This window comes from Pararhizobium sp. DWP3-4, assembly GCF_049898205.1.
In the GTDB taxonomy this organism is placed as follows: Bacteria; Pseudomonadota; Alphaproteobacteria; order Rhizobiales; family Rhizobiaceae; genus Pararhizobium.
This window is the reverse complement of the sequence record NZ_JAFCXF010000001.1, coordinates 582,005-607,134: the sequence shown is the minus strand read 5'-3', so window position 1 is coordinate 607,134 and position 25,130 is coordinate 582,005. Positions and strand designations below refer to the sequence as shown.

General features: G+C 60.7%; 20 protein-coding genes. 5 read left to right on the top strand and 15 right to left on the bottom strand.

Annotation, left to right across the window (positions count from 1 at the left end):
- Nucleotides 1-74 precede the first annotated feature (74 nt).
- From ACP7E6_RS02835 to ACP7E6_RS02820, 4 genes are all read left to right on the top strand, one after another.
- Nucleotides 75-674 (top strand): SCO family protein, encoded by a 600-nt coding sequence (locus tag ACP7E6_RS02835; RefSeq protein WP_426227701.1) that lies wholly within the window; start codon nt 75-77, stop codon nt 672-674.
- A gap of 20 nt (nt 675-694) precedes the next feature.
- Nucleotides 695-1,825 carry an FAD-dependent oxidoreductase gene (locus tag ACP7E6_RS02830; protein ID WP_426227699.1) on the top strand — a complete coding sequence of 377 codons (1,131 nt, stop codon included), beginning with the start codon at nt 695-697 and terminating at the stop codon, nt 1,823-1,825.
- An 87-nt stretch (nt 1,826-1,912) separates the two neighbouring features.
- Entirely contained in the window at nt 1,913-2,791 is an 879-nt protein-coding gene (locus tag ACP7E6_RS02825; protein ID WP_426227697.1) for a 50S ribosomal protein L11 methyltransferase, read from the top strand.
- 509 nt (nt 2,792-3,300) lie between these two features.
- Entirely contained in the window at nt 3,301-5,136 is a 1,836-nt protein-coding gene (locus tag ACP7E6_RS02820) for an aminopeptidase P family protein (RefSeq protein WP_426227695.1), read from the top strand.
- 36 nt (nt 5,137-5,172) lie between these two features.
- Here ACP7E6_RS02820 and ACP7E6_RS02815 read toward each other — a convergent pair whose 3' ends face one another.
- The 5 genes from ACP7E6_RS02815 to ACP7E6_RS02795 form a co-directional block, all read right to left on the bottom strand.
- The gene (locus ACP7E6_RS02815; protein WP_426227693.1) at nt 5,173-5,484 is read right to left on the bottom strand and encodes an AzlD family protein; all 312 of its coding nucleotides are present in this window, start codon (nt 5,482-5,484) and stop codon (nt 5,173-5,175) included.
- Between the two features lie 2 nt (nt 5,485-5,486).
- The gene (locus tag ACP7E6_RS02810) at nt 5,487-6,203 is read right to left on the bottom strand and encodes an AzlC family ABC transporter permease (protein WP_426227691.1); all 717 of its coding nucleotides are present in this window, start codon (nt 6,201-6,203) and stop codon (nt 5,487-5,489) included.
- Nucleotides 6,204-6,381: 178 nt separating this feature from the next.
- Complete coding sequence (panB, locus tag ACP7E6_RS02805) at nt 6,382-7,203, bottom strand: 3-methyl-2-oxobutanoate hydroxymethyltransferase (RefSeq protein WP_426227689.1); 822 nt, start codon at nt 7,201-7,203, stop codon at nt 6,382-6,384.
- A gap of 2 nt (nt 7,204-7,205) precedes the next feature.
- Nucleotides 7,206-8,081 (bottom strand): pantoate--beta-alanine ligase, encoded by an 876-nt coding sequence (gene panC, locus ACP7E6_RS02800; protein ID WP_426227687.1) that lies wholly within the window; start codon nt 8,079-8,081, stop codon nt 7,206-7,208.
- Between the two features lie 194 nt (nt 8,082-8,275).
- Nucleotides 8,276-9,022, bottom strand: a complete 747-nt coding sequence (locus tag ACP7E6_RS02795; protein WP_426227685.1) for a fumarylacetoacetate hydrolase family protein — start codon at nt 9,020-9,022, stop codon at nt 8,276-8,278.
- Between the two features lie 394 nt (nt 9,023-9,416).
- Between ACP7E6_RS02795 and ACP7E6_RS02790 the strand changes: the two genes are divergently transcribed.
- Nucleotides 9,417-11,615 (top strand): putative bifunctional diguanylate cyclase/phosphodiesterase, encoded by a 2,199-nt coding sequence (locus tag ACP7E6_RS02790; protein ID WP_426227683.1) that lies wholly within the window; start codon nt 9,417-9,419, stop codon nt 11,613-11,615.
- Nucleotides 11,616-11,656: 41 nt separating this feature from the next.
- Here the strand turns inward: ACP7E6_RS02790 and ACP7E6_RS02785 are convergent, their stop codons facing one another.
- The 10 genes from ACP7E6_RS02785 to ACP7E6_RS02740 form a co-directional block, all read right to left on the bottom strand.
- Nucleotides 11,657-12,658 (bottom strand): inorganic phosphate transporter, encoded by a 1,002-nt coding sequence (locus ACP7E6_RS02785; RefSeq protein ID WP_113243312.1) that lies wholly within the window; start codon nt 12,656-12,658, stop codon nt 11,657-11,659.
- The gene (locus tag ACP7E6_RS02780) at nt 12,658-13,302 is read right to left on the bottom strand and encodes a DUF47 family protein (RefSeq protein ID WP_426227680.1); all 645 of its coding nucleotides are present in this window, start codon (nt 13,300-13,302) and stop codon (nt 12,658-12,660) included. Before ACP7E6_RS02780 ends, ACP7E6_RS02785 begins: the two co-directional genes overlap by 1 nt.
- 106 nt (nt 13,303-13,408) lie before the next feature.
- Complete coding sequence (gene ligA / locus ACP7E6_RS02775) at nt 13,409-15,568, bottom strand: NAD-dependent DNA ligase LigA (protein ID WP_426227678.1); 2,160 nt, start codon at nt 15,566-15,568, stop codon at nt 13,409-13,411.
- A 186-nt stretch (nt 15,569-15,754) separates the two neighbouring features.
- Nucleotides 15,755-17,428 carry a DNA repair protein RecN gene (gene recN / locus ACP7E6_RS02770; protein ID WP_426227676.1) on the bottom strand — a complete coding sequence of 558 codons (1,674 nt, stop codon included), beginning with the start codon at nt 17,426-17,428 and terminating at the stop codon, nt 15,755-15,757.
- A 135-nt stretch (nt 17,429-17,563) separates the two neighbouring features.
- Nucleotides 17,564-18,397: an outer membrane protein assembly factor BamD gene (locus ACP7E6_RS02765; RefSeq protein WP_426227675.1), complete on the bottom strand. Its 834-nt coding sequence runs from the start codon at nt 18,395-18,397 to the stop codon at nt 17,564-17,566.
- Between the two features lie 233 nt (nt 18,398-18,630).
- The gene (gene lpxC / locus ACP7E6_RS02760; RefSeq protein ID WP_426228526.1) at nt 18,631-19,563 is read right to left on the bottom strand and encodes a UDP-3-O-acyl-N-acetylglucosamine deacetylase; all 933 of its coding nucleotides are present in this window, start codon (nt 19,561-19,563) and stop codon (nt 18,631-18,633) included.
- A 334-nt stretch (nt 19,564-19,897) separates the two neighbouring features.
- Complete coding sequence (gene ftsZ / locus ACP7E6_RS02755) at nt 19,898-21,676, bottom strand: cell division protein FtsZ (protein WP_426227673.1); 1,779 nt, start codon at nt 21,674-21,676, stop codon at nt 19,898-19,900.
- Between the two features lie 94 nt (nt 21,677-21,770).
- Nucleotides 21,771-23,102, bottom strand: a complete 1,332-nt coding sequence (gene ftsA, locus ACP7E6_RS02750; RefSeq protein WP_426227671.1) for a cell division protein FtsA — start codon at nt 23,100-23,102, stop codon at nt 21,771-21,773.
- The gene (locus ACP7E6_RS02745) at nt 23,099-24,031 is read right to left on the bottom strand and encodes a cell division protein FtsQ/DivIB (protein WP_426227669.1); all 933 of its coding nucleotides are present in this window, start codon (nt 24,029-24,031) and stop codon (nt 23,099-23,101) included. Before ACP7E6_RS02745 ends, ftsA begins: the two co-directional genes overlap by 4 nt.
- The gene (locus tag ACP7E6_RS02740) at nt 24,019-24,945 is read right to left on the bottom strand and encodes a D-alanine--D-alanine ligase (RefSeq protein WP_426227667.1); all 927 of its coding nucleotides are present in this window, start codon (nt 24,943-24,945) and stop codon (nt 24,019-24,021) included. The genes ACP7E6_RS02745 and ACP7E6_RS02740 overlap by 13 nt, the downstream gene beginning before the upstream one ends.
- Nucleotides 24,946-25,130 lie beyond the last annotated feature (185 nt).

Genomic DNA, 25,130 nt, shown 5'->3' with positions numbered 1-25,130 from the left:
GAATGTTTTGCAACGTCCGGGCCAAACCGCTATCTCAGCAGCAAATATTTGGCAGGTTTTGAGCGGACATTAGCATGAAAACACTTCGCATCGTTCTTTGGGCGGCCGTTGCCGTCGTCGCGGCCACACTCGGCTGGATCAGCTACCAGATGACCACGGGCAAGGAAGAGATCGCCGCCGGTCCGTTCGGCGTCCCCTTCGAACTGGTTTCGCAGACCGGCCAGCCTATCACGCAGGCGGCTTTCATCGGCAAACCATCGGCCTTGTTCTTCGGCTTCACCCATTGCCCGGAAGTCTGCCCGACCACCCTGTTCGAACTGAACGGCTGGCTCGAAAAGGTCGATCCCGACGGCACCAAGCTGCAGGCCTATTTCATCAGCGTCGATCCCGAGCGCGACACGCCGGAAGTTCTCGGGCAATACGTCTCCAACGTCTCCAAGCGCATTACCGGCATTTCCGGCCCGCCGGACAAGGTCATGGAAATGGTCAAGGGCTTTAGGGTCTATGCCAAGAAAGTGCCGCTGGACGAAAAGAATCCTAGCGGCGACTACACGATGGATCATACTGCATCGGTGTTCCTTCTCGACTCCAAGGGCAAGTTCACCGGCACGATCGCTTACGAGGAAAATCCGGAGACGGCCGTCAAGAAACTGGAAAACCTGACCAGGAAATAAACGATCATCGCGAGGGACTGATGGGTGAAGGCAGCGGAAAGTCCATTCTGATCGCCGGAGCCGGGCCAACCGGACTGGCTCTCGCGCTTGAACTGGCACGGCGGGGTTTCAAATCCCGCCTCGTGGCAAAGGCAGCCGGACCGACACCCATCCACGAAAGCCGCGCACTCGGCGTCAACGCCAGAACCCTGACGCTGCTGGAAGCCTCCGGCGTCAGCGCTCTGATCCTCGCCAAAGCAAGGCGCCTGACAAAGTTCAAGATATCGGCCGCCGGAAAACCGTTGCTCGCGATCGAGACCGAGACTTTCCGCAGCCACTATTGCCCGATCCAGATCCTGGCACAGGGCGAAACGGAACGGTTGCTGCTGCAAAGACTGTCGGCGTTCGGCATCATTCCGGAATGGTCCACCGAACTCACCGCATTATCCGGCGATGTCAAAAAGCCGCTGGTCACCCTCCAACACAGCGATGGCCGCGCCGAAACAGTGGAGCCGGACATGCTGGTCGGCGCCGACGGAGCCCATTCCGCCGTGCGCAAGGCCTTTGGGTTTGCCTTTCCGGGCAATGCCATCGAGAGCCGTTTTTTCCTCGCCGACTACCGCTACGCACAGCCGGTCGATACCGGTTTCATCGAGATGAATTTCCTCAATCCCGGCGTCCTGGGCCGACTTCCGGTGAACGAGGATACACTGCGTTTTCTGTCGACCACGGAAGATTTCGAAACCCGCATCGATCATCCGGCCATGGTGCTTGAGCGGACGTGGAGCTCGGAATTCCAGATCAGCTTCCGCCATGTCGAGACCATGAGCCGCGGCAATGTGTTTCTGGCCGGCGACGCCGCCCATGTGCATTCACCGGCAGGCGCACGCGGCATGAATCTCGGCATCGAGGATGCCTGCTGGCTGGCCTTTCTGATATCGGAAGGCCGCGAGCAGGACTATTCGGACCTCAGGATGCCAGCGGTCAAAACCGTGCTCAGGGATACCCGGCGAAACACGGCTTTCATCACTCTGAAAAATCCGGTGCTGACAAATCTACGGTCGCTTCTACTGCCACTGGTCAATCATATCCCGAGCGTCTCGACGGCCTTTCTGCGCAATGCTGCAGGTCAGGACACCCTACCGCCGCCCTGGATTCCCGGCGCGCAATAGGCGCTACGCTTTACCTCGCATCTCCCGGCATGCTAGAGCGCCGCATGCCGTCCCGACGGCAAGCACTTGCCGACAAGGACAAAGACATTGAGCGACCTGCGCCTGTTCATCACCACGACCGAAAAGCTCTCCGAAGTCCTTCTGGACCTGATGACCGATGCTTTCGAGGACGAAGGATATGCCATCGCCACCATGGAAATGGACGAGAAGAAGGACATCTGGGAAGCGTCGCTCTATCTCGACTTCGATGAAGAAGAAGAGATGCGGGTGCGGTTCGCGAAGGTTGTCGCTGTCCGGTTTCCAGATGCGACGATCGAGCGGGAAGTCATTCCGGATGTCGACTGGATTGCCAAATCGCTGGAGGGCCTGTCGCCGGTGCGCGCCGGCCGTTTCCTCGTGCATGGCTCGCATGACCGCGACAAGGTGCGGCTGAACGATATCGCCATCGAGATCGACGCCGGCCAGGCATTCGGCACCGGTCATCACGGTACGACGGCGGGCTGCCTCGAAGTCATCGAAACCGTCATGCGCGCCCGCAAGGTTCGCAATGCGCTCGATCTCGGCACCGGCAGCGGCGTGCTGGCCATTGCGGCGCGCAAGATCAAGCCGGTTCCAGTTCTGGCAACGGATATCGACCCGATCGCCACGCGCGTTGCCGCCGAAAATGTCAAACGCAACGGCATCGCCACCGGCATCACCACGGTGACCGCGCCCGGCTTTCACTCCCCGGCTTTTGCCGCGCATGGCCCGTTCGACCTGATCATCGCCAATATCCTGGCGCGTCCGCTGATCAAGATGGCACCGCAACTCGCCAGCCATCTGGCCCCGGGCGGTTCGGTCATTCTGTCGGGCATTCTTGCGTCACAGCGCTGGAAGGTGCTCTCGGCCTATAATGGTCAGCACCTACGCCATGTCCGCACCATCTGGCGCAACGGCTGGGTGACGATACATCTCGACCGGCCTTAGGCGGCGACAATTGCAAAGACTGGAAAAGGAAAACCCGCCTGTCCGTCATGGACAAGCGGGTTTTTCAATACAAAGGCGATGCCGAAGCATCGCCCGCTGACCGGCAAGCCGGTCATGTCCGCGAGCTTGAGGAGGAGGAGCGCTCAAGCGGACTCTTCACAGTCTGAAATCGGCCACCCGGGAGGGAGGAGGAGAAGGATGACCAACCATGTTCAGACCGTGCAGCTCTTGCGTTCCGGCATTCGCGTGAACAACAGATTTGCGTCCGTGTTCGTTGACCGGGTTTATAGACTATTCTGAAAACCGGTCCAGATGCATTGCAGCATGGGTGCCATGCGCATGATGCATACGTTCGACAACACGAAAAGATCGTTCAACAAACCGTAGGCCATAAAGACGGGCTTTCGCAGCGCCGGTTGTTTCCGCTAGACTGCCCGCACCCTTTGAGGAATCGATCTGCCTCGCACCGCGCGATCCCAGTCCGGTTCTTCCCATCGCAGGAAAAACCCATGTTCCAGTCTTTTGCAGTCACCTCCACTCCGCAATTCGGCAAGGAGCGCGTCAATGCGCTGCGTGTCGCACTCGCCGCCCTAAACGTCGACGGTTTCCTCGTTCCGCGCGCCGACGAGTTCCAGGGCGAGTATGTGCCGGCATCTGCCGAGCGCATGTCCTGGCTCACTGGCTTTACCGGCTCCGCCGGCGTTGTTCTCGTCACGCAGAGTCAAGCGGTTGTCTTTGTCGATGGACGCTACGTCACCCAGCTCAAGGAACAGGTCGATGGCACGGTTTTCACCGGCGGCGATCTCGTCGGCGAGCCGCCGCATCTGTGGCTGGAGCACAATGGTAAAAAAGGCTTCCGCCTCGGCATCGATCCTTGGCTGCACACGGGCGCCGAGGTCCGCAAGCTGGAAAAGGCGCTGGAAGGGCTTGGCGGCGCGCTGGTCTTCCTCGACCACAATCCGCTCGACCGCCAATGGAAGGACCGGCCGGCGGCACCGCTCGGCCGCGTCAAGATCCAGCCGCTGGATCATTCCGGCATTCTTGCCAAGGATAAACTCGCGACGATGGCGGCAGAGATCGGCAAGGCCGGTGCCGACGCCGTCGTTCTGACCGACCCGTCGTCGATCGCCTGGACCTTCAACATCCGCGGCAGCGACGTGCCGCACACGCCCCACCCCCTCGCCCGCGCCATTGTCCATGCTGACGGCACAGCCGAACTGTTCCTCGACAAGCGCAAGGCCGGGATCGAGGAGGAAGCCTACCTCACCCAGCTCTCCAACCTCGAGGCACCGTCCTCCTTCGACGACAAGATCGCAGCCTTGGCCGCGACGGGCAAAAAGATCATGATCGATCCCGATCATGCACCTTTTGCGCTGTCCGAACGCATCCGCGTCAGCGGCGGCACGATCATCGAGGCGATCGATCCCGCCCGCCTGCCCCGCGCCTGCAAGAACACAACCGAGCTCGAAGGCTCTGCCCGCGCGCATCTGCAGGATGGCGCCGCCATGGTCGAATTCCTTGCCTGGCTCGACCAGACACAACCCGGCACGATCACCGAAATTGCCGCCGTCGAAAAGCTGGAGGCCTGCCGCGCCGCTGCCGGCCAGCGGATGCAGAACCCGCTAAAGGACATTTCCTTCGACACCATCTCCGGTGCGGGCGAACATGCCGCAATCATGCACTACCGGGTCACCACCGAAAGCGACCTGACCATTGCCGATGGCACGATGTTCCTGATCGATTCCGGCGGCCAATACATCAACGGCACCACGGACATTACCCGCACGGTTGCGATCGGCACCGTGCAGGAAGAACAGCGCCGCTTCTTCACCCTGGTGCTGAAGGGCATGATCGCCATCAGCGTTGCCCGCTTCCCGAAAGGCTCGCGCGGCATCGATCTCGATCCGCTGGCGCGCATTGCGCTGTGGAAGGCCGGTGCTGATTTCGCCCATGGCACCGGCCACGGCGTCGGCTCCTATCTATCGGTGCATGAAGGCCCGCAACGCATTTCCCGCGCCTCGATGCAGGAATTGCTGCCCGGCATGATTCTCTCCAATGAGCCCGGCTACTACCGCCCCGGCGCGTTCGGCATCCGCATTGAGAATCTCGTGCATGTGTTCGCGGCCAGTGAAATCGATGGCGGCGACTTGCCGATGCTGGGCTTCGAGACGCTGACCTTTTGCCCGATCGACCGCCGCCTGGTGGTCACAGCCCTTCTGACGGACGAAGAACTGTCCTGGCTGAACGCTTACCATCAGGACACGCAGGAAAAGCTTTTGCCGCTGATCTCGGATGAGGCGGTGCAAAACTGGCTGAAGACAGCGACAGCGCCGCTGAGCCGCTAAAACATCAGGCCCGCTTTGCAAGGAGCGGGCCTTTTCTTAGACGAGCAGATGCCGGATCGCCATCACGACGAGCCAGCCGGCCAGCAGCATCCAGAGCGACGAAAAGCGCAGGCCGATGACCAGCGCGACAAGCATGGCCACGGCCACGTCCCAGCCACCGGAAAGGAAAGCCGGCGCAACCAGCGTCGACAGCACGGCTGCAGGCACGGCATTCAACGCCGCCTCCATGCGCGGCGGGATGCGTTTCATCTGCGTGATCATCACATAGCCGCCAATGCGGGTGAGGAATGTCGCAACGGCGGCGGCAAGGATCACATAGATCAGTTGCATGTGTTCTGCGTTATTCATGATCAGACCTCATGCTCCAGCGTCACCGGTTCTTCATGCCGTTTCGACAGTGGCATGCAGGCGGCAAGCAGGATGCCGGCGATGGCGCCGATGCTGACATGCCAAGGCGAGCCGACGAAATGCATCGCTGCAATCGAGGCCACCGAACTGACCGCCACGACCGGCAGCCAGTTGTCGCGCTTGCGGAAGCCGAGAACCAGCCCCATGAAATAGATCGGCAGGAGGACATCGAGACCGATGGCCTTCGGGTCGCCGATCATCTGCCCGAAAATCGCTCCAAGCAGCGTCATCAGCTGCCATGGCAGATAGATGACCAGTCCGAAGCCGAGATACCACGCAAACGTCACCGGCTCGCCGCGCTCTGCCCGCTTTTCGGTCTCGGCATATTGCGGATCGACCAACAGGAAGAAGGCAAAGAATTTTTGCAGGCCGGAGAAATGGCGGATATGCCGGGCAATCGACGCCGAATACAGAATATGACGGAAATTGACGGCGAAAATCGACAGGATGATCAGCCAGGGCTGGACGTTGTGCCCAAAGAGCTCCAGACCAACCATCTGGCTGGCCCCGGCATAGACCGTGGCACTCATGAACACCGCGTCGAAAACGGAAAACCCGTTATCGACCGCGAGCGCACCGAACAGCGCTCCGAAGGGCGCGGCGGACACCATGACGGGAAAACCGCCACGCACGCCCTGCCAGAAATCGTCTTTTGTCATTGAAGGAAACTTTCCGGAGCGACGGCGGCCAGAGGCAAGGTCACACGTGCCGAGATGCGTTCGTGATGAAACGCACAGATAGGCCCGGCGGGCCTATCGAACAATTCAATAAGATTGATGCAGTGATCCAAAATTATGATCAGAGCGGAGCCGGCTGTAGCCCGGCCCTTTCAGCGGATCAGCGCTTCACCTGAAACGTGTGCTCGATACCCGGAAACGTCCGCGCCTTGACTTCGCTGGCATAGGCTTCAAACGCCGCCGACATCTGCGGTGCGAGCTCGACGAAATGCTTGACGAAACGCGGCTTGAAATCGCTGAAAATGCCGAGCATGTCGTCGGTGACGAGGATCTGGCCATCGCAGGCCGGCGATGCGCCGATGCCGATGGTCGGAGCCCGCAACGTTTCGGTGATCTCGCGTGCCAAAGGCTCGATCGTGCCTTCGACGACGATGGCAAACGCGCCGGCATCGTCGATGGCCTTGGCGTCGCGCCGGATCTTGGCAGCTTCCTTGTCGTTGCGGCCAAGCGAGCGGTAACCACCCATCGTATTGACCAGTTGCGGCATCAGCCCGACATGGCCGAGCACCGGAATGCCGCGCTGGGTGAGGAAGTCAACGGTTTCCGCCATCTCCGCGCCGCCTTCGAGCTTGACGGCGCTGCAGCCGGTTTCCTTGAGGATGCGGGCAGCACTATTGAAAGCCTGTTCCTTCGATTCCTGATAGGAACCGAACGGCAGATCGACGACGACGCAGGCCTTTTCAGAACCGCGCATGACGGCCTGGCCGTGGGCGATCATCATGTCGAGCGTCACGCCGACGGTCGAATCAAGACCGTAGAGCACCATGCCGAGAGAATCGCCAACCAGCATGAAATCCACATGCGGATCGAGCAGGCGGGCGATCGGCGTCGTATAGGCCGTCAGGCTGACGATCGGCCGCTCGCCCTTCAATGCCTCGATGCTGCCGGGGCTCAGGCGCCGCTTTACTGCCTGTACACTCATGCTCATGCCACCTTTGCAAATTTTGCGGTTTTTGGGCTGAAAACCCGGTTATCGAGCAGCTTCGTGCTCCCGAAGCGGATAAAAAGCAACAGAAGAACCGGTTTTTCGCCGATTTCCATCAATTCTTGCAGAGTTTCCGGATCGCGCAACGCGACCACTTCCGGCCTTGCCAAGGGCTCGGATGCAATGAAATCCGTTACCGCTTTTTCGAGAACGGCTACATCGACCACACCGCCAGCGATCAGCCGTTCGGCTTCATCCAGCGCTTTCGGCACGATTGCCGCAGCCGCGCGCTGCTCGGAGGTCAGGTAGACGTTGCGCGACGAACAGGCGAGACCATCGGCTTCGCGCACCGTTGCCACACCGACCACCTCGACCGGTTGCGCCATATCCTCGACCATACGGCGGATGATCTGCAGCTGCTGGAAATCCTTTTCGCCGAAATAGGCGCGGTCCGGCTGGACGATGTTGAACAGCTTGGTGACGACGGTGGCCACACCGGCGAAATGACCGGGACGCACCGAACCTTCCAGCTCGCTGCCCAGCGTCGGCACATCGACCACCGTTTCCATCGGCTGCGGATACATATCTGAAACGCCGGGTGCAAACAGGAAATCGGCACCGGCTTCGACAAGCATCGCCTGATCGCGGGCAAGATCGCGCGGATATTTGGTCAGGTCCTCGTTGGCACCGAATTGCAGCGGATTGACGAACAGGCTGACGACGACGATATCGTTTGCGGCCCGCGCCCTGGCGACCAGTTCCATGTGGCCGACATGCAGATAGCCCATGGTCGGAACGAGACCGATGGTTTTTCCGGCGCGGCGATGGCCGCTCAGGCGCGCGCGCAAATCGGTTATGGTGGTGATTGTTTCCATCTCGGGACCCTCCAATCCGCAAGCATGCCGCCTTGTTCACGGCGGCTGGCCTTGCCAGTTTTCGCTGCGAGCATCCGCACGAAACCCGGCGCGGTTTTCCTAACGTGTGCAGTGCAAAAAGACAATTCAAGAATTGAAGGCAAGAATCGTCACCTGGGGAAGCAGGCTCCGGGTTACCCCGGAACCCGATCCCGTTATTTGCTGCGCGCTTCGACCGTCTGTTCGATGGCACCGAAGATCGAATGGCCCGTGCGATCGTTCATCTCGATGCGAACCACGTCGCCGGCGGTCAGGGCGGAGGTGAGGAAGCACGAACCGGTTGCGACAATGCTGCCCGCGATCAGCGAACGCTTTGCGGCCGCAGCAGCCACGGCGGCGGCATTGCCCTTCGCGCTGCCCTTGCCGCCATCGGCCGGCGCGCCGTTGCGGCGAACGAGCAGGGAAAGATCCACCCCATCGTCCAATTCGTCCGGCGTGACCGCGACCGGCGAAAACGACGAGGCGGCGCCGGCACCATCGGCCGAAACATCATTGGCAAGCAGAACGAGGAGGATGGCCTGCTTGGCCTCGTCCGCGCCCGCCTGCACGTCCACGTCATCGACGATGACGGCGAGCTGTGCGGTCGCAGAAATATTCGTAGCCCCCTCCTTTACCGAGATCGGATCGCGCGGACCGGTAAAACCACCGGAGCCGCCGGCCCAGAAAAATGCCCGTGGCAAGGGCGAAGCGGCATCATGCTCGTGAAACCGCATGGTCGGCTGCGCACCGGTCTCGAGGCCGATGGCAACGCGTGCCAGCCGGGGACCGGCATGCGCCCAGTCGTCGAGTGCGGCCTGAAGGGTGCGGACAATATGGCCGACTTCCGAGCAGCGGGTCAGATCCTTGGAGACGACGACGAGTTTGCCGTCGCGGGTACTGTCTTTCAGAGTAGCCAGTTTCATCGCTTGCGTGTTCCTCGGGTTCTGGTTGACACCGGCAGTTCTTTGACCGCCTGCCCCATAGGACACTATTTGACGGCAGGTGTCGCGCCGAATTTGTAGAGGAACCTCGTCAGTTTGGATGCGCCAAAACGGGCCAATTTCCGTCCGCCATGCCGGCAGCAGATGGAACACTTGCCATGTGACCGCATGCGGGAATATCCGTCAGACGGCGTTTATCGAAAGCACGGCACCATAATCATATCATAATACACGCAAAAGTGATATTTGATAAAAGGCACACTATTTCTTCAGTGGTTGATAACGGGTTCTGACTACTTTGAGACAGTACCGCCCCGCAATCGTCGATAGCCGGCGGGGATAATGCCACTGCCACTGAGCCAAATCGGGATTTCGAATGGGCACTGAAACGGCTGACGAGGATACGGACGGCACGCTGGAGCGCGACCGGCTGGAGGCTCTGTCGAACTTGTGGATCGCCGGAACGGCACCCGAACCGCGGTTCGACACGATCGCAAACCTCGCGGCCCAGCTTTTCGATGCGCCGATGGCCTTCATCACGCTGGTTGAAAAAGATATGCAGCGTTTCAAGGCGATGCATGGGATCAATGTCCCCGACATCGCCCGTTGCATATCCGTCTGTACCCATACGATCGAGAGCGGCCAGGTCCTCGTTATCGATGATATGCTGGAAGATCCCCGCTTTGCCAATAATCCCATGGTTACGGGAGCGCCCTTCCTTCGTTTCTATGCGGGTACCCCTCTGACAACCGATAAGGGCTTCCGCCTCGGTGCATTGTGCATTGCAGATACGGTGCCGCGCCGCGATTTCGGAGAACGGCAACGGACGACGCTCGACCTTCTCGGCACGCTGGTCATGGAACAGATACGGTTGCGCCGGACGGAGATCATCCGCTCGACGGTGATGAATTTTTCCGCCGCGACGGAACTGGCCTTCTTCGCGATCGATACGGCCGGGCGGATAGAGTTCGTCAATCGTGCGGCGCTGAACCTCTTCGGCTATCGTCAGGACGAGATGGTCGGCCAGCTGATCGACATCATCATTCCCGACCGGTTTCGCGGTGCGCATCATGCCGGCCTGGCGCGGGTCTTGGCCGGGGGCACGACAAAACTGATCGGCAAGACGGTCGAAGTGGTCGCCCGCAAACGCGACCAGACCGAGGTGCCGATCGAAATTTCGCTGTCGCTCTGGAACGACGAGCGCGGCGTCGGCATGGGGGCGGTCATCCGCGACATCACCGACCGGCGCGAGCGAGACGCCAGGCTGCTCAGAATGGCCAATCAGGATACGCTGACGGGCCTCAGCAACCGGCACAGCTTTGAAAACCTGCTGCAGGAGGTGCTGTCTGAAAACCGGGCCGCGACCGTTGCCCTGCTCGATCTCGACGGCTTCAAGGATGTCAACGACAGCCTCGGCCATGCCGTCGGGGACGCATTGCTGCAGGCCGTCGCCGTCCGGCTGCCATCGGTTCTTGCGGCCGATGTCACCGTGGCGCGCTTCGGCGGTGACGAATTCGCGATCCTGTTGCCCGGTGACAGGCCCGCCGATGAAGCGATGGTCACGATCGATGCGGTTCTGACGGCCTTCGAAGGACCGTTCGATGTTGGCGGCAACGTTTTCCAGCTCGCGGCCACCATTGGCATCGCGCTCGCGCCACACCATGGCACCGATGCCGAAGAGCTGCTGGCCAGCGCCGATTTCGCGCTTTACCGGGCAAAGCAGGCCGGTGGCGGCACCATGTTGATGTTTGAGCCCGAGATGCGCAGCGATTCGCTTGCCCGCAGGGCTACACAGGACGAGCTCCTGCGCGCGCTGAAGAACAGCGAACTGGTCTTGTACTATCAGCCGCAGGTCTGCCTGGAAGACGGGCATATCCTGGGCGTGGAAGCGCTGATCCGCTGGCAGCATCCCCAGCATGGCCTGCTCTACCCCGCCTGCTTCCTGCCGGCGGTGGAATCAAGCTCGCTTGCCTTGCCGGTCGGCTGGTGGGTTCTGCGCGAAGCCTGCCGCCAGGCGGCGGCATGGCGGGCAAGCGGCCTGCCGCCCATCAAGGTCAGCGTCAATCTCTTCGCAGCCCAGTATCGCGCCGCCACCCTTGTCCAGCATGTCACAAACGCGCTCGCCGAGCACAATCTCCCCCCGTGCGCGCTTGGCCTGGAGGTCACGGAAACGATCGCACTCCTCAACGACGACAACGCTCTTGCAGCCGTGCACCACCTGCGCGATCTCGGCGTGGGCATCGCGTTCGACGATTTTGGTACTGGCTTTGCGTCCCTGAGTTCGCTGCAACGGTTTCCGCTGACGACACTGAAGATCGACCGGTCATTCATCAGCGAGATGACGGAAAACCCGCATGATGCGGCCATCACCAGGGCAATGTTGATGATGAGCAACGAACTCGGGCTGGAAACGATCGCCGAAGGCATCGAGACCGAGGAACAGGAGATCAGCTTGCGGCTGCTTGGGTGCAAGGCCGGTCAAGGTTATCGCTACGGCAAGGCGCTGCCACCGGATCAGACCGCCATGCTCCTTGCTCAAGGCTTCACCGGTCAAATCACCGGCAGGATGCACTGAAGCGCGGCGCGATCTTCTGGATTCTAGCCGCGCTTCAGATGTTAAAGCAGTCCTGCAGCAAAATAGAACAGCGCGGAGATCAGCGCCGCCGCCGGCAGTGTGACTACCCAGGCAATCAAGATATTGCCCGCCAGCCCCCAGCGCACCGCCGAGACACGCCGGGCCGCGCCAACCCCGATAATGGCGCCGGTAATGGTATGCGTGGTCGAGACGGGAATGCCCAGCCATGTGGCGGCAAAAAGCGTGATGGCGCCGCCGGTTTCCGCACAAAAACCCTGCATCGGATTGAGCTTGGTGATCTTCGAACCCATCGTGTGGACGATACGCCAGCCGCCGAACAAGGTGCCGAGCGCCATGGCCGACTGGCAGGTGATGACCACCCAGAACGGCACGTAGAACGTGTCGCCGAGATAGCCCTGGCTGAACAGCAGAACGGCGATAATGCCCATGGTCTTCTGCGCGTCGTTGCCGCCATGACCAAGCGAGTAGAGCGAGGCCGAAATGAACTGCAGGCCGCGAAAGCTGCGATCGACGGCAAACGGCGTCCGGCGAAGGCAGACCCAGGAAACGATCAGCACGAGCAGCAGCGCCAGCATGAAACCGATCATCGGCGACATGAAGATGGCAGCCACGGTTTTCAGAAGGCCGGAGAGAACGATCGCATCGCCGCCGGTCTTGGCAAGGCCAGCACCAACCAATCCGCCGACCAGCGCGTGCGACGAGCTTGACGGAATGCCGAAAATCCAGGTGACGATATTCCAGATGATCGCCCCCATCAGGGCGGCGAAGATCACCTGCGGCGTAACGATGGACGGGTCGATGATGCCGGTTCCCAGCGTCTCGGCAACATGCAGGCCGAAGAACAGGAAAGCGATAAAATTGAAGAATGCCGCCCACATGACGGCATATTGCGGCCGCAGAACCCGCGTCGAAACGATCGTGGCGATCGAATTGGCGGCGTCGTGCAGGCCGTTGAGAAAATCGAAGAACAGCGCGACGCCGATCAGGGCGATGAGCAACGGTAAAGCGAGTGTCGCGTCCATCAGACGTTCTCGATCAGGATGCCGCTGATTTCATTGACGACGTCCTCGAAGCGATCGACGACCTTCTCAAGTTCGCCGTAGATCTCGCTGCCGATGATGTAGGCCATCGAATTGGAGGCACCGTGACGGCGGAACAGGTCCTTGAGACCTTCGTCGTGCAGCTGGTCGGAACGTTCCTCGAGCCGGTTGACCTCTTCGGCAATGGCGGTCAGGCGCGGCACGTTGGCGCCGATCCGATCAAGCAGCGGGATCGCTTCCGCGACCAGCTTGGCGGAATCGGCGATCAGAACGCCCATTTCGCGCATGCCCGGGTCAAAGCTCGTCTGCTCGAACAGGCGGATGGTCTTGACCGTCTTGTGCATCATGTCGATGGCATCATCCATCGATTGGATCAGGTCCTTGATGTCACCGCGATCGAACGGCGTGATGAAGCTGAGGCGGACCGCAAGCATGACATCGCGGGTGATTGCGTCCGCCTGATCTTCAAGGGCCACGATCCTGTCGCAATGGGCATCAAGGTCACCCTCGCCGGCCAGCAATGCTTTCAAAGCATCGGCCGCGCTGACGACGGTGCGCGAGTGCGATTCGAAAAGCTCGAAGAACTTGTCCTCGCGCGGCAAGAGCTTGCGAAACCAACCCAGCATTGTTCATCCACCTATCTTCGCGTTGTCACGAAACTGTCACAAATCTGGCAGCCGTCATAGAGAAGACAGGGGAACGGGGAAAGCTCTTAAGGCAAAGGAATGGGTATTACCCACCGATTAGGACAAACCAGCCGTCCTCATCGGTGGTTTCGACGCCGAGTTCGCGGGCCTTTTCAAGTTTCGAGCCGGCGCCGGGGCCTGCGACCAGAAGATCGGTCTTTTTCGACACGGAGCCCGCGACCTTGGCGCCCAGCCGTTCGGCCATGGCTTTGGCTTCGTCGCGCGTCATCTTTTCCAGCGATCCGGTGAAAACGACGGTCTTGCCGGCGACCGGGCTCGAGCTTGCAACCGGCGCTTCGGCATCCTGCGGCGTCACCTCCTCCAAGAGGCGCGACACCACATCCATGTTGCGCGGTTCCTTGAAGAACTCGACGATCGCGCGGGCAACGACATCGCCGATACCGTCTATCGTATTCAGGTCGCTCCAAGCTTCCGAGGCGATATCACTGGCGGCCTTCATCGCATCCGCGAACGCCGCATAGCTGCCATAGGAGCGCGCCAAAAGCTTCGCCGTGGTTTCGCCGACATGGCGGATGCCAAGCGCATAGATCAGCCGGTGCAATGCCACCTGGCGCCGGTCATTGATCGCGTCATAAAGCTTGCGGACACTGACCCTGCCGAACCCGTCGATATTTTCGAGCTTGGTCAGCGCCGAGGCGTTCTGCCGCTTTTCCAGCGTGAAGATGTCGGGCGCGGTCTTGATCGACAGTGCCGGATCGTCGGCCTCGAAGAAGAAACCGATCTGCTTCGAGCCCAGTCCCTCGATGTCGAAAGCATTGCGCGAGACGAAGTGCTTCAGATGCTCGACCGCTTGCGCACGGCAGACGAACCCGCCGGTGCAGCGTGTGACGGAATCGAGCTTGCCGGTCTTTTCGTTTCTCTCGCGCACGGCATGGCTGCCGCAGACCGGACACATCTTCGGAAACTGATACCGCTCAGCCGTCGCCGAGCGCTTCTCCATCACCACATCCAGCACCTGCGGGATAACATCCCCTGCTCGCTGGACGATGACGGTATCGCCGATACGGATATCGTGATCCTCTTCGCGGATGCGCTCGCCGCCATTGCCGATGCCTTCGATATAATCAGCATTGTGCAGCGTCGCATTGGTCACGACCACACCGCCGACAGTCACCGGTGTCAACCGCGCCACCGGCGTCAGGGCACCGGTGCGGCCCACCTGAATGTCGATATTTTCGACAGTGGTGAACGCCTGCTCGGCCGGAAACTTGTGGGCCGTTGCCCAGCGCGGCGAGCGCGAGCGAAAGCCGAGGCGCTGCTGCAGGTCCAGCCGGTCGACTTTGTAGACGACGCCGTCGATATCGTAGTCGAGATCGGGGCGTTTCAGCCCGATGTCATTATAGTGTTCGAGAATAGCCTCGATCGAAGACAGACGTTGCGTCAGCGGATTGACCGGGAACCCCCAGCGCTTGAATACCGCGACCATCCCGGACTGAGTATCGGCCGGCATCTCGGAAATCTCACCCCAGGCATAGGCGAAGAATTTCAGCTTGCGGCTGGCAGTGACCGTTGGATCGAGTTGACGCAGCGATCCGGCCGCCGTGTTGCGCGGGTTGACATAGGTCTGCCTGCCCTCTGCCACCATCTGCTCGTTGAGTGCCAGAAAGTCGCTCTTGCCCATGTAGACTTCACCGCGAACCTCGACGATCGCAGGCGCATCGGCTGGCAGGGTCTGCGGGATTTCCTTGATGGTGCGGATATTGGCGGTGACGTTTTCCCCCGTCGTGCCGTCGCCACGCGTCGCGGCGCTGATCAGCCTGCCGTTCTCATAGCGCAGCGACATCGACAGGCCGTCGATCTTCGGCTCTGCCGTAAAGGCAATCGAATTGTCGGGCAGCAGGCCGAGAAACCGGTAGACGCTACCGATAAAGTCCCGCACGTCCTCGTCGGAAAACACGTTGTCGAGCGACAGCATCGGCCGGGCATGGGTGATCTGCTGGAAGATGCCGGATGGCGCTGCACCGACCTTGCGCGACGGGCTATCGGAGCGGACCAACTCCGGAAAACGCGCCTCGATCTCCTCGTTTCGCCGCTTCAGCGCATCATAGTCCGCATCCGAGATCTCCGGTGCATCCTTGCCGTGATAGAGCCCGTCGTGATGGGCCAGTTCGCCAGCCAGCCGTTCCAGCTCGATAACCGCATCTTCAAGCGTCAAATCTTCAACGGCAGTGGATACGGTCGACATGCGGAAACTCCTGATTTGAGAGTCGTTTTAGAGAATTTTCGCAGAATGGGAAGATGGTGAAAACCACCTCCCCTTGAGGGGGAGGTCGCGCGGAACGCGCGGGTGGGGTGATCGTTAGGTGAGCACAAAGGATCACCCCACCCCGGCACTCCGTGCCGACCCTCCCCCTCAAGGGGAGGGTAAAAACTACACGTTCCCCGCCAACAGCCGCGCTGCAGCCGCCCTCGCCTCGTCGGTCACCGAGGCGCCGGCCAGCATGCGGGCAATCTCTTCGGTGCGGGCCTTGTCGTCCATGCGGGCGACGCGGGTGGAGATCGTTTCGGCCTTTTCCGCCGAAGGTCCCTTGGAAATCAAAAGATGCGTTGCGGCACGCGCTGCCACCTGCGGCGCGTGGGTAACGGAAAGAACCTGCACGGTTTTCGACAGCCGCTTCAGCCGCTGGCCGATGGCATCGGCGACCGCGCCACCGACGCCGGTGTCGATTTCGTCGAAAACCAGCGTCGGGGCCGAACCGCGATCGGCGAGCGCCACCTTCAGCGCCAGCAGAAAGCGCGATAGCTCGCCGCCGGACGCCACCTTCATGATCGGCCCGGGCCGGGTACCCGGATTGGTCTGGACGTGGAATTCGATCACATCGATGCCTTCGGCAGCCGCCGCATCCTGATTGGTGGTGACTTCCACCATGAAACGGGCGCGTTCGAGCTTCAACGCCGGAAGCTCTGCCATGACAGCGTCAGACAGTGCCGTTGCCGTATTGTGGCGCTTGGCGGAGAGTGCCGCCGCCGCGGCATCAAAAGCGCCCTTGGTCAGGCCGAGTTGGGTTTGCAGCTGTTTCAGCTTTTCTTCGCCCTCATCGAGATCGGCGAGATCGGAGATCATCCGGACGGCAAGCGCTGGCAGCGTCGTCACCGGTACGGAATATTTGCGGGCGGCGGCGCGCAGCGCAAACAGCCGCTCCTCGACCCGCTCAAGTTCCTTCGGATCATATTCGGTTTTCCGCAGCGCCGCCTCGACAGCCATCTGGGCGTCGGAAAGCTGGTTGAGTGCAGCATCCAGCAGTTCGACGGTCTCTTCGAGAAGCCCCGGCGCTTCGTGGCTCTTGCGCTCCAACCTGCGCACCATCGAAGCGATCAGAGGCACAGGCGAGCCATTGCCGTTGAGGAATTCGCTTGCTTCGTTGATATCGACGGCAATACGCTCGGCCTTCATCATCCGCGAGCGGCGCTCGGCCAGATCGTCCTCCTCGCCATCCTGTGGTGACAGGGCTTCCAGTTCCTCGACGGAAGAGCGCAGATAATCGGCCTCGCGGGCAGCGGCTTCCACCTTGTCACGGTGCTTTTTCAGCGTCCGCTCGGCATCCTTCCAGATGCGGTAGAGGCCGGCGACGGACTGCGCCTCCTCGGCCAAACCGCCGAAGGCATCGAGAAGGGTGCGATGGGCGTGGGTATCGACAAGGGCGCGGTCGTCGTGCTGGCCGTGAATCTCGACCAGCAGCTGGCCTGCCTGGCGCATCAGCTGCACGGAAACCGGCTGGTCGTTGACATAGGCTTTGGTGCGACCATCGGCCGATTGCACCCGGCGGAAGATCAGCTCGCCATCATCGTCGATGCCGTTTTCGCGGATGAGAAGCCGGGCCGGATGGCTCATGCCGACATCGAAGACCGCCGTCACCTGCCCCTTGTCGCCGCCGTGGCGAACCAGCGAACCATCGCCCCGGCCGCCAAGCGCCAGCGACAGGCTATCGAGAAGAATGGATTTCCCTGCCCCGGTTTCGCCTGTGAGCACGGACAGTCCGGCATCGAAGGACAGATCAAGCCGTTCGATCAGGACGATATCGCGGATCGAAATCTGTGAGAGCATCCCGGTTCAAATCTCTTCGCCTTGGGTCCTGATCTAAAGCGCAGCGCGATTCCTCAGATTCGCTCCATGCGCTTTAGGTCTTTGACTGCGCATATCGTTACCGTAAAACCGCTGCGCGCTTTTCCGCGACATGCGCTAGGCGCCCAAAAGCTTCTTGCCTGCGCGCGAAATCCACGAATTGCCATTTTCACGCGGCTCAAGACCACCGCTCTGCAGCAGCTTGTAGCTGTCGGCATACCATTGGCTGTCAGGATAGTTGCGTCCCAGAACAGCCGCTGCGGTCTGCGCCTCGGCGGTGATGCCCATGGCGAAATAGGTTTCCACCAGGCGCGCCAGCGCTTCCTCGACCTGATTGGTATTCGGATAGGATTCGACCACCGATCGGAAGCGCGTGATCGCTGCCAGATATTCCTTGCGCTCGAGATAGTAGCGGCCGATCTGCATTTCCTTGCCGGCCAGCTGGTCTTTGGCATAGCGCAGCTTGGCTTGCGCGTCTTCGACATATTCGGAATCAGGATATTTGGTAATGACCGCCTGCATCGCCTCGATGGTCTTGAAGGCCGGCTTCTGGTCCTGCGTCACCGCCGGGATCTGCTTGGAATAGGCAAGGCCGACGATATATTGCGCATAGGCTGCGTCTTCGGATTCAGGATACAGGTTCAGGTAGCGGCTCGCCCCATTGATGGCGTCCTGATACTGGCCGTTGCGGTAATTGACGAAGGAGCGCATGACCAGCGCCTTGCGCGCATATTCGGAGAAGGGATGCTGCTGGTCGATCGCATCGAACTTGCGCGCCGCTTCGGTGGTCTTGCCCGCATTCAGGTTGGCAAGACCCTGATTGTAGAGCACTTCCGGCGGATCCGTCTCTGCGGTCAGCTTGGTGATGTCGATGTCGGGATCGTTCTGGCAGGCGGTGATCAACACGCTGGTCGCGGAAGCCGCAAGCGCGATGACAACAACACGTGCCATCTTTTTCAATTCAAACTGGCCTGCAATTACCATTCGTAAATCCCAACTCCCGCGCCGGTAAGAATACCGCCGCCTATGAACCGCGTTTTAGATCAAGATGCAACAAGACCGCAATGTCATGATGATTGATTAACGCAATTTTGTGGCAGTCTTATCATGAAAAAGCCGGTCAAAAGACCGGCTCTTATCAAACATCGGACCAGATTTCCCTTTCAGGAACAAATGGCTGCGCATTACGGCGCGTTGACCGCAACGGCTTCACGTGGCGCCTGGCGATGACGTTGCGGGGCATTCTCGACGATTTCGTAGGCCGTCGGATCGCTCATCAGCGCCTTCAGCGCATTGGCATTCATCTTGTGGCCACCGCGATAGGAACGGTAGCAGCCGATGAAAGGTGCACCGGCCAAAGCCAGGTCGCCCACGGCGTCCAGCGTCTTGTGGCGAACGAACTCGTCCTTGTAGCGTAGGCCTTCCATATTGATGACCGTGTTGTCATCGGCAATGACGACCGAATTTTCCAGCGACGAACCAAGACCGCGGCCGGCGGCCCACATGCGCTCGACATCGCGCATGAAACCGAAGGTGCGGGCCCGCGACAATTCCGTCTTGAACACCGAAGGCGTGATATCACCCTTCCAGGCCTGACGGCCGATCAGCGGACTATCGAAATCGATCTCCACTTCGAAGCGCATGCCGTCATAAGGCGTGAATTCCGACCAGGAAGCACCTGATTCGATACGGACAGGCTTGAGGATGCGGATGTAGCGGCGCTTGACCGAAAGCGCCTTGATGCCGGTCTGCTCGATAGCCTCGATGAACGGAGCCGAGCTGCCATCCATGATCGGCATTTCAGCGCCCTGCACTTCGATCAGAAGATTGTCGAGGCCGAGCGCGTAGATCGCCGCCATCACATGTTCGATCGTGGCGATCGAGGTGGCAGGCGAAAAACCAAGGATGGTGCACAGATCAGTATTGCCGACCTGCGAGGAAACCGCCTTGAATTCGCTGATCGTCTGTTCGCCGACGACACGCTGAAAAACGATGCCGCTGTCTGCTTCCGCCGGATGAAAGGTGATTGCTACCTCGGCGCCAGAATGTACGCCCGTGCCGCTCAGAGTTACAGAGTGTGCAATCGTTGTCTGAAACCCAAGCAGTCCAATTCCCAGTCCCATGCTAATCGCCTTCAAATACTGCGTGGCGTTGCCGCCGAATGTTTCGATGAGACCAGAGCCGGACGTTTCCAAAGCCGCAAGACACTCATTCGGAAAGCGAGCCGTTGCCGTCGCCATCCGGTCCGATATGCAAGCTTTCGCGGTTAGAATCGCAATGCTGTCCCATCAGTCCTGATCGTGAAGATAATTGCACTGGGCCGTCATTCCAAATCACTGTTTCTTTCGCTTTGTTACGCGGCGCTTAGATACTGAAAGAATTCACTAATTCATAAAAAATGCCCGGGCGCAAACCCGGGCATTTCGGCAAGGAGGAAGGTGGGCAAGAAAATCAGTTCGACTGGCGGCGCAAGAATGCCGGGATTTCGAGCTGATCGTCTTCGTGTACACGCGGCTGCGAGGCAGCGCGGGCACGGTCATCGAGAGGAGCAGCCCGGCGCGGCGCATAAACGCTGGCTTCGGGCGACAGCGGACGGCGCTGCTGCGAGGCCGCTGCCGGTGCACCGGCCGTCATGTCCGCCGCGACATCATGCGTTTCTTCCTCGCGGCGTGCCAGCGAATTGGTGATTCGCTTGAGCAGGCCCATCGGGCCGCGCTCTTCATGCTGGACCGGCTGTGCACGGTGCTCGGCTTCAGCCTTCACCATAGGCGGGAAGTCTTCGACGCGCGGCATGCGGACCTGTTCGGCCTGCTGGCGGATCGCTGGAGCGACGGGCTCCTGGCGAACGGGAGCCTGGGCAACCGGCTGCTGGTAGACCGGCGTCTCGATGGACCGCTGGACCGGAGCCGCCTGAAGGACAGGCTGCTGTTCGACCGGTGCGGCACCTGCGAAAAGCTTGCTCTGCGGACGGAAATCGTCCTGGGCCTGCTGAACCGGTGCAGCTGCACCACCGCGCGGCATCGACAGGAACAGTTCGCGTTCGAGTTCGGCTGCACGGATGGCTTCGGCGATCGTATCGCTGGTCTGCTGGACCGGCTGGGCGGCCTGCTGCTGAACGGCAGGCTGCTGCGCAACCGGAGCCGGCTGCTGCTGAACCGCAACTGTCTGCTGGACCGGCGCTGCCGGGATCGCGATGGACGGGCGAATGATCGGCTTGGCTGCTACCGGACGAAAGTCAGCGGAACGACCAGCCACCTCCGCGGCAGTCCGATCGATACCCGTTGCCACGACCGAAACGCGGATGAGACCTTCGAGTTCTTCGTCGAATGTGGCGCCGAGGATGATGTTGGCGTCCGGATCCACTTCCTCGCGGATGCGGGTGGCTGCTTCATCGACTTCGAACAGGGTCAGGTCACGGCCGCCGGTGATCGAGATCAGCAGGCCCTGAGCGCCCTTCATCGAGGTTTCGTCGAGCAGCGGATTGGCGATCGCAGCTTCGGCAGCGGCCATTGCGCGGCCTTCACCGGATGCTTCGCCCGTGCCCATCATGGCGCGGCCCATTTCGCGCATCACGGAACGAACGTCCGCGAAGTCGAGGTTGATCAGGCCTTCCTTGACCATCAGGTCGGTGATGCAGGCAACACCGGAGTAGAGAACCTGGTCGGCCATGGCGAACGCGTCGGCGAACGTGGTGCGGTCATTGGCGATCCGGAACAGGTTCTGGTTGGGAATGACGATCAGGGTGTCGACGGACTTCTGCAGTTCCTGGATGCCCATGTCGGCGAGACGCATACGGCGCTGGCCTTCGAAGTGGAACGGCTTGGTGACGACGCCGACCGTCAGGATACCCTTGTTGCGGGCAGCCTGGGCAACGACCGGAGCAGCACCGGTACCGGTACCACCACCCATGCCGGCAGTGACGAAGCACATGTGCGTGCCATTCAGATGATCGATGATCTCATCGATGCACTCTTCAGCCGCCGCACGGCCGACTTCCGGCTGCGATCCGGCGCCCAGACCTTCGGTTACGGCAACACCCATCTGGATGATGCGCGAAGCCTTGGTCATGGTCAGCGCCTGGGCATCGGTATTGGCGACGACGAAATCGACGCCTTCAAGGCCTGCGGTGATCATGTTGTTGACAGCATTGCCGCCGCCGCCGCCGACACCGAAGACGGTGATGCGGGGCTTCAGCTCGGTGATATCCGGCTTTTGCAAGTTGATCGTCATTGTACCCGTTCCTTCCTGGTTTCTGGCCGCCTTGCCGCGCCGGCCAAATCACTAAATCCCGTATTGCATCCCGTCAGCCGTCAGGCCGAAGGGCTCAAAAGCTTTCCTTCAGCCATTGGCCCATGCGGGCGATACGGCTGTTGTTTCCTGCAAGCGACGAGAGCAGACCGCCCTGCGCCGCATGTGTTTCCATGTCCGCGACCTGCGGATAGATCATCAGGCCGACGGCCGTCGAGAAGGCCGGCCCCTTGGCTGCCGCCGGCAGTCCGGAGACGCCGAGCGGACGGCCGATGCGAACGTTGCGGGCGAGAATGCGGCGCGCCGACTCCGGCAGACCGGTCAGTTGCGCAGCTCCACCCGTTAGAACGACGCGCTTGCCGACGATCGGCGAGAAGCCGGACCGTTGAATGCGGTCGCGGATGAGTTCCAGTGTTTCTTCGATGCGGGCCCGCACGATGCGCGAGACGAGTGCACGCGGCACATGGGTCGGCTGATCGCGGTCGTCCTCGCCGATCGGCGGAACGGACACGATATCGCGCTCGTCGCCGCTGTTGGGCAGCGCCGAACCGTGAACGACCTTCAGTCGCTCGGCATCTTCGATGCGGGTCGAAAGACCGCGTGCAAGATCTGTCGTGACGTGGTGGCCACCAAGGCTGATCGCGTCGGCGTGAACCAGCTTGCCCTCGGCAAACACCGAGATCGTCGTGGTGCCGCCGCCCATGTCGATGGCGGCACAGCCGAGTTCGACTTCGTCATCGACCAAAGCCGCAAGGCCGCTTGCGTAAGGCGTCGCAACAATGCCTTCGACCGAAAGATGGGCGCGGTTGATGCAGAGTTCGAGGTTCTTCAGCGCGGCGCGCTCCGCCGTCAGCACGTGCATGTCGACGCCAAGCGAATCGCCGAACATCGCCAGCGGATCGCGGATGCCGCGCTCGCCGTCGAGCGAAAAACCGGTCGGCAACGAATGCAGAATGACGCGGTCCTGGCGCAGCGACTGCTGGCCGGCAGCCGCCAGAACTTTCTTCAGGTCGGCAGCATCGACCTCCTGGCCACCGAGATCGATGGACGCTGTGTAGATATCGCTCTGCAGGCGGCCGGCGGAAATGTTGACGATCAGGCTGTCGATGGTCAGCCCAGCCATCCGCTCGGCGGCATCGACAGCGAGACGGACGACGCTTTCGGCGGCGTCGAGATCGGCAATCACGCCGTTCTTCATGCCGCGCGACTTGTGGTGACCGATGCCGATGATCTCGATCGAGTGGGTCCGGCCCGGCAGTATCTGGCTTTCGGCGCGCGGCGTCAGGCGGCCGATCATGCAGACCACCTTGGTTGAGCCGATATCGAGCACGGATACGACATGCGACCGCTTGGAAGAAAGCGGCTTAAGACGCGGCAGCCCAAAATTCGAGGAGCCGAAGATGCTCATGTACGGCCTTCCTTTTCCTGCTTCTTCAACATCTTCGTGCGGGCTTCCAGAACGGTCTGGCGGCGGGCAGCGGCTTCGGGGGTCAACTGAACCGTGGTGCGATCCTCCAACCGGAGATCGACCGCTGCGATATCGCGTTCGAGCAATTGCTGCCCCTCTTCCATCGTCGACAACACCTGCATGGCGCGGTCGAGATCGTGCTCGGGCAGCTTGATGTTGATGCCATTGTCCAGGATCAGATCCCAGCGGCGGCCGGCAACGCGGACATAGGCTTTGACGCGCTTGCTGATTTCCGGCCATTGTTCAAATCGGGCGTAGAATGCGGCAGCCGTGGTCTCGGCATCGCGGCCGACGAACAGCGGCAGCTCGGAGAATTTATTGTCACGCAGCGGCGCGATCACGCTGCCGCTTGCCTCGATCAGCGACAGATCGGAACCGTGCTGCCAGATGCCGAACGCCTTGCGCTCCTTGAGATTGACTTCAATCGTGCCCGGATAGACCTTGCGTACCGCAACATCCTCGACCCAGGGCATTTCGCTGATCAGCTTGCGCGCCGCGCCGATGTCGAGGGCAACCAGCGAGGTTGCACCATCGAGACCCAGCTGCTGAAGGATGTCGATTTCCGAGGTCTGGTCATTGCCGGATACCTTGACGTCTTCGATCGCGAAACCGACGGCCGTGGTGGTCGTCTGGGCGAAATCCTGGCTGTGACCACCGAGCGACATGCCGTAGAAACCGGTCGCAGCGAAGAATGCGACGGCGGATACAGTGCCGGTATACGGCACGAAGTGGATGCGGCCCGTCCCGAGACTGACGAGAAAACGCACGGCGCGGCGCAGCGGCCTTGGCAGAACGCGCTGACCATCAAGATCAGCCGCTTCCAGCGGAGCCCGCGCCCTACCTGCTTTCCTGCCTCTCAACGCAAACACGACGCGTCCTCCACGATCCACTTGAGGAATTCACCAAACGTATGGCCAGCATGAACAGCCATTTCAGGCACCAGAGAGGTGGGAGTCATGCCAGGCTGGGTATTGACCTCCAGCCAGATAAGCTCTCCTTCTGCAGAGAAACGGTCGTCGAAGCGGAAGTCGGAGCGGCTTACGCCGCGGCATCCAATCGCCTGATGCGCCATGACTGAGAGTGTTTGTATTTTTTGGTAAATATTTGGTAAAACATCCGCCGGAATGACGTGTTTTGAACCGCCTTTCACATACTTTGAATCGTAATCGTAGAAGGCGTGTCCCTGCGGTATCACTTCCGTGACCCCCAACGCCGTGTCGCCCATGACGCCACAGGTGAACTCGCGGCCATACACATAGCGCTCGACCATCACCCGGTCGCCATAGCGCCACTCGCTCGACGTGACGATCTGCGGCGGATGCGATTGATCCTCCTTGACCATCACCACGCCGAAGCTGGAGCCTTCGCGAACAGGCTTGACGACATAGGGCGGCTTCATCGGATGATCGGAGCCAAAATCATGGCGATCCATCACGCGCGCTTCCGCGACAGGGATGCCGGCAGCACTGGCGACGAGCTTCGCCTGCGCCTTGTCCATGGCCAGGGCCGAAGCAAGGACGCCGGAATGCGTATAGGGAATCTGAAGATATTCAAGGATGCCCTGGATCGTGCCGTCTTCGCCGAAAGGACCGTGCAGCGCATTGAAGGCCAGATCGGGATGCAGATCAGCAAGAACGGATGCAACATTGCGATCGACGTCGATTCGGGTGACGCGGTAGCCCTCGGCCTCCAGCGCATCGGCGCACGCAGCCCCGGAAGACAGGCTGACAGGCCGCTCCGAAGAAAATCCGCCCATCAGGACAGCTACATGCTTACCACTCATAAAAACCCCCGACATTACGCCAGCCATACAAATCGCCGCTTGCGCCTAGCTTGTTGACGCAGACGAGTCGCGTCCGTCAGGCGCAGCTCCACTAGAGCGGCATTATAGTTAATGAACCGTTTACTTTGGTTAACCCTATCCAAGACATGGGTAAAATATTTCGCGCCGACTCATATCCGCACTTC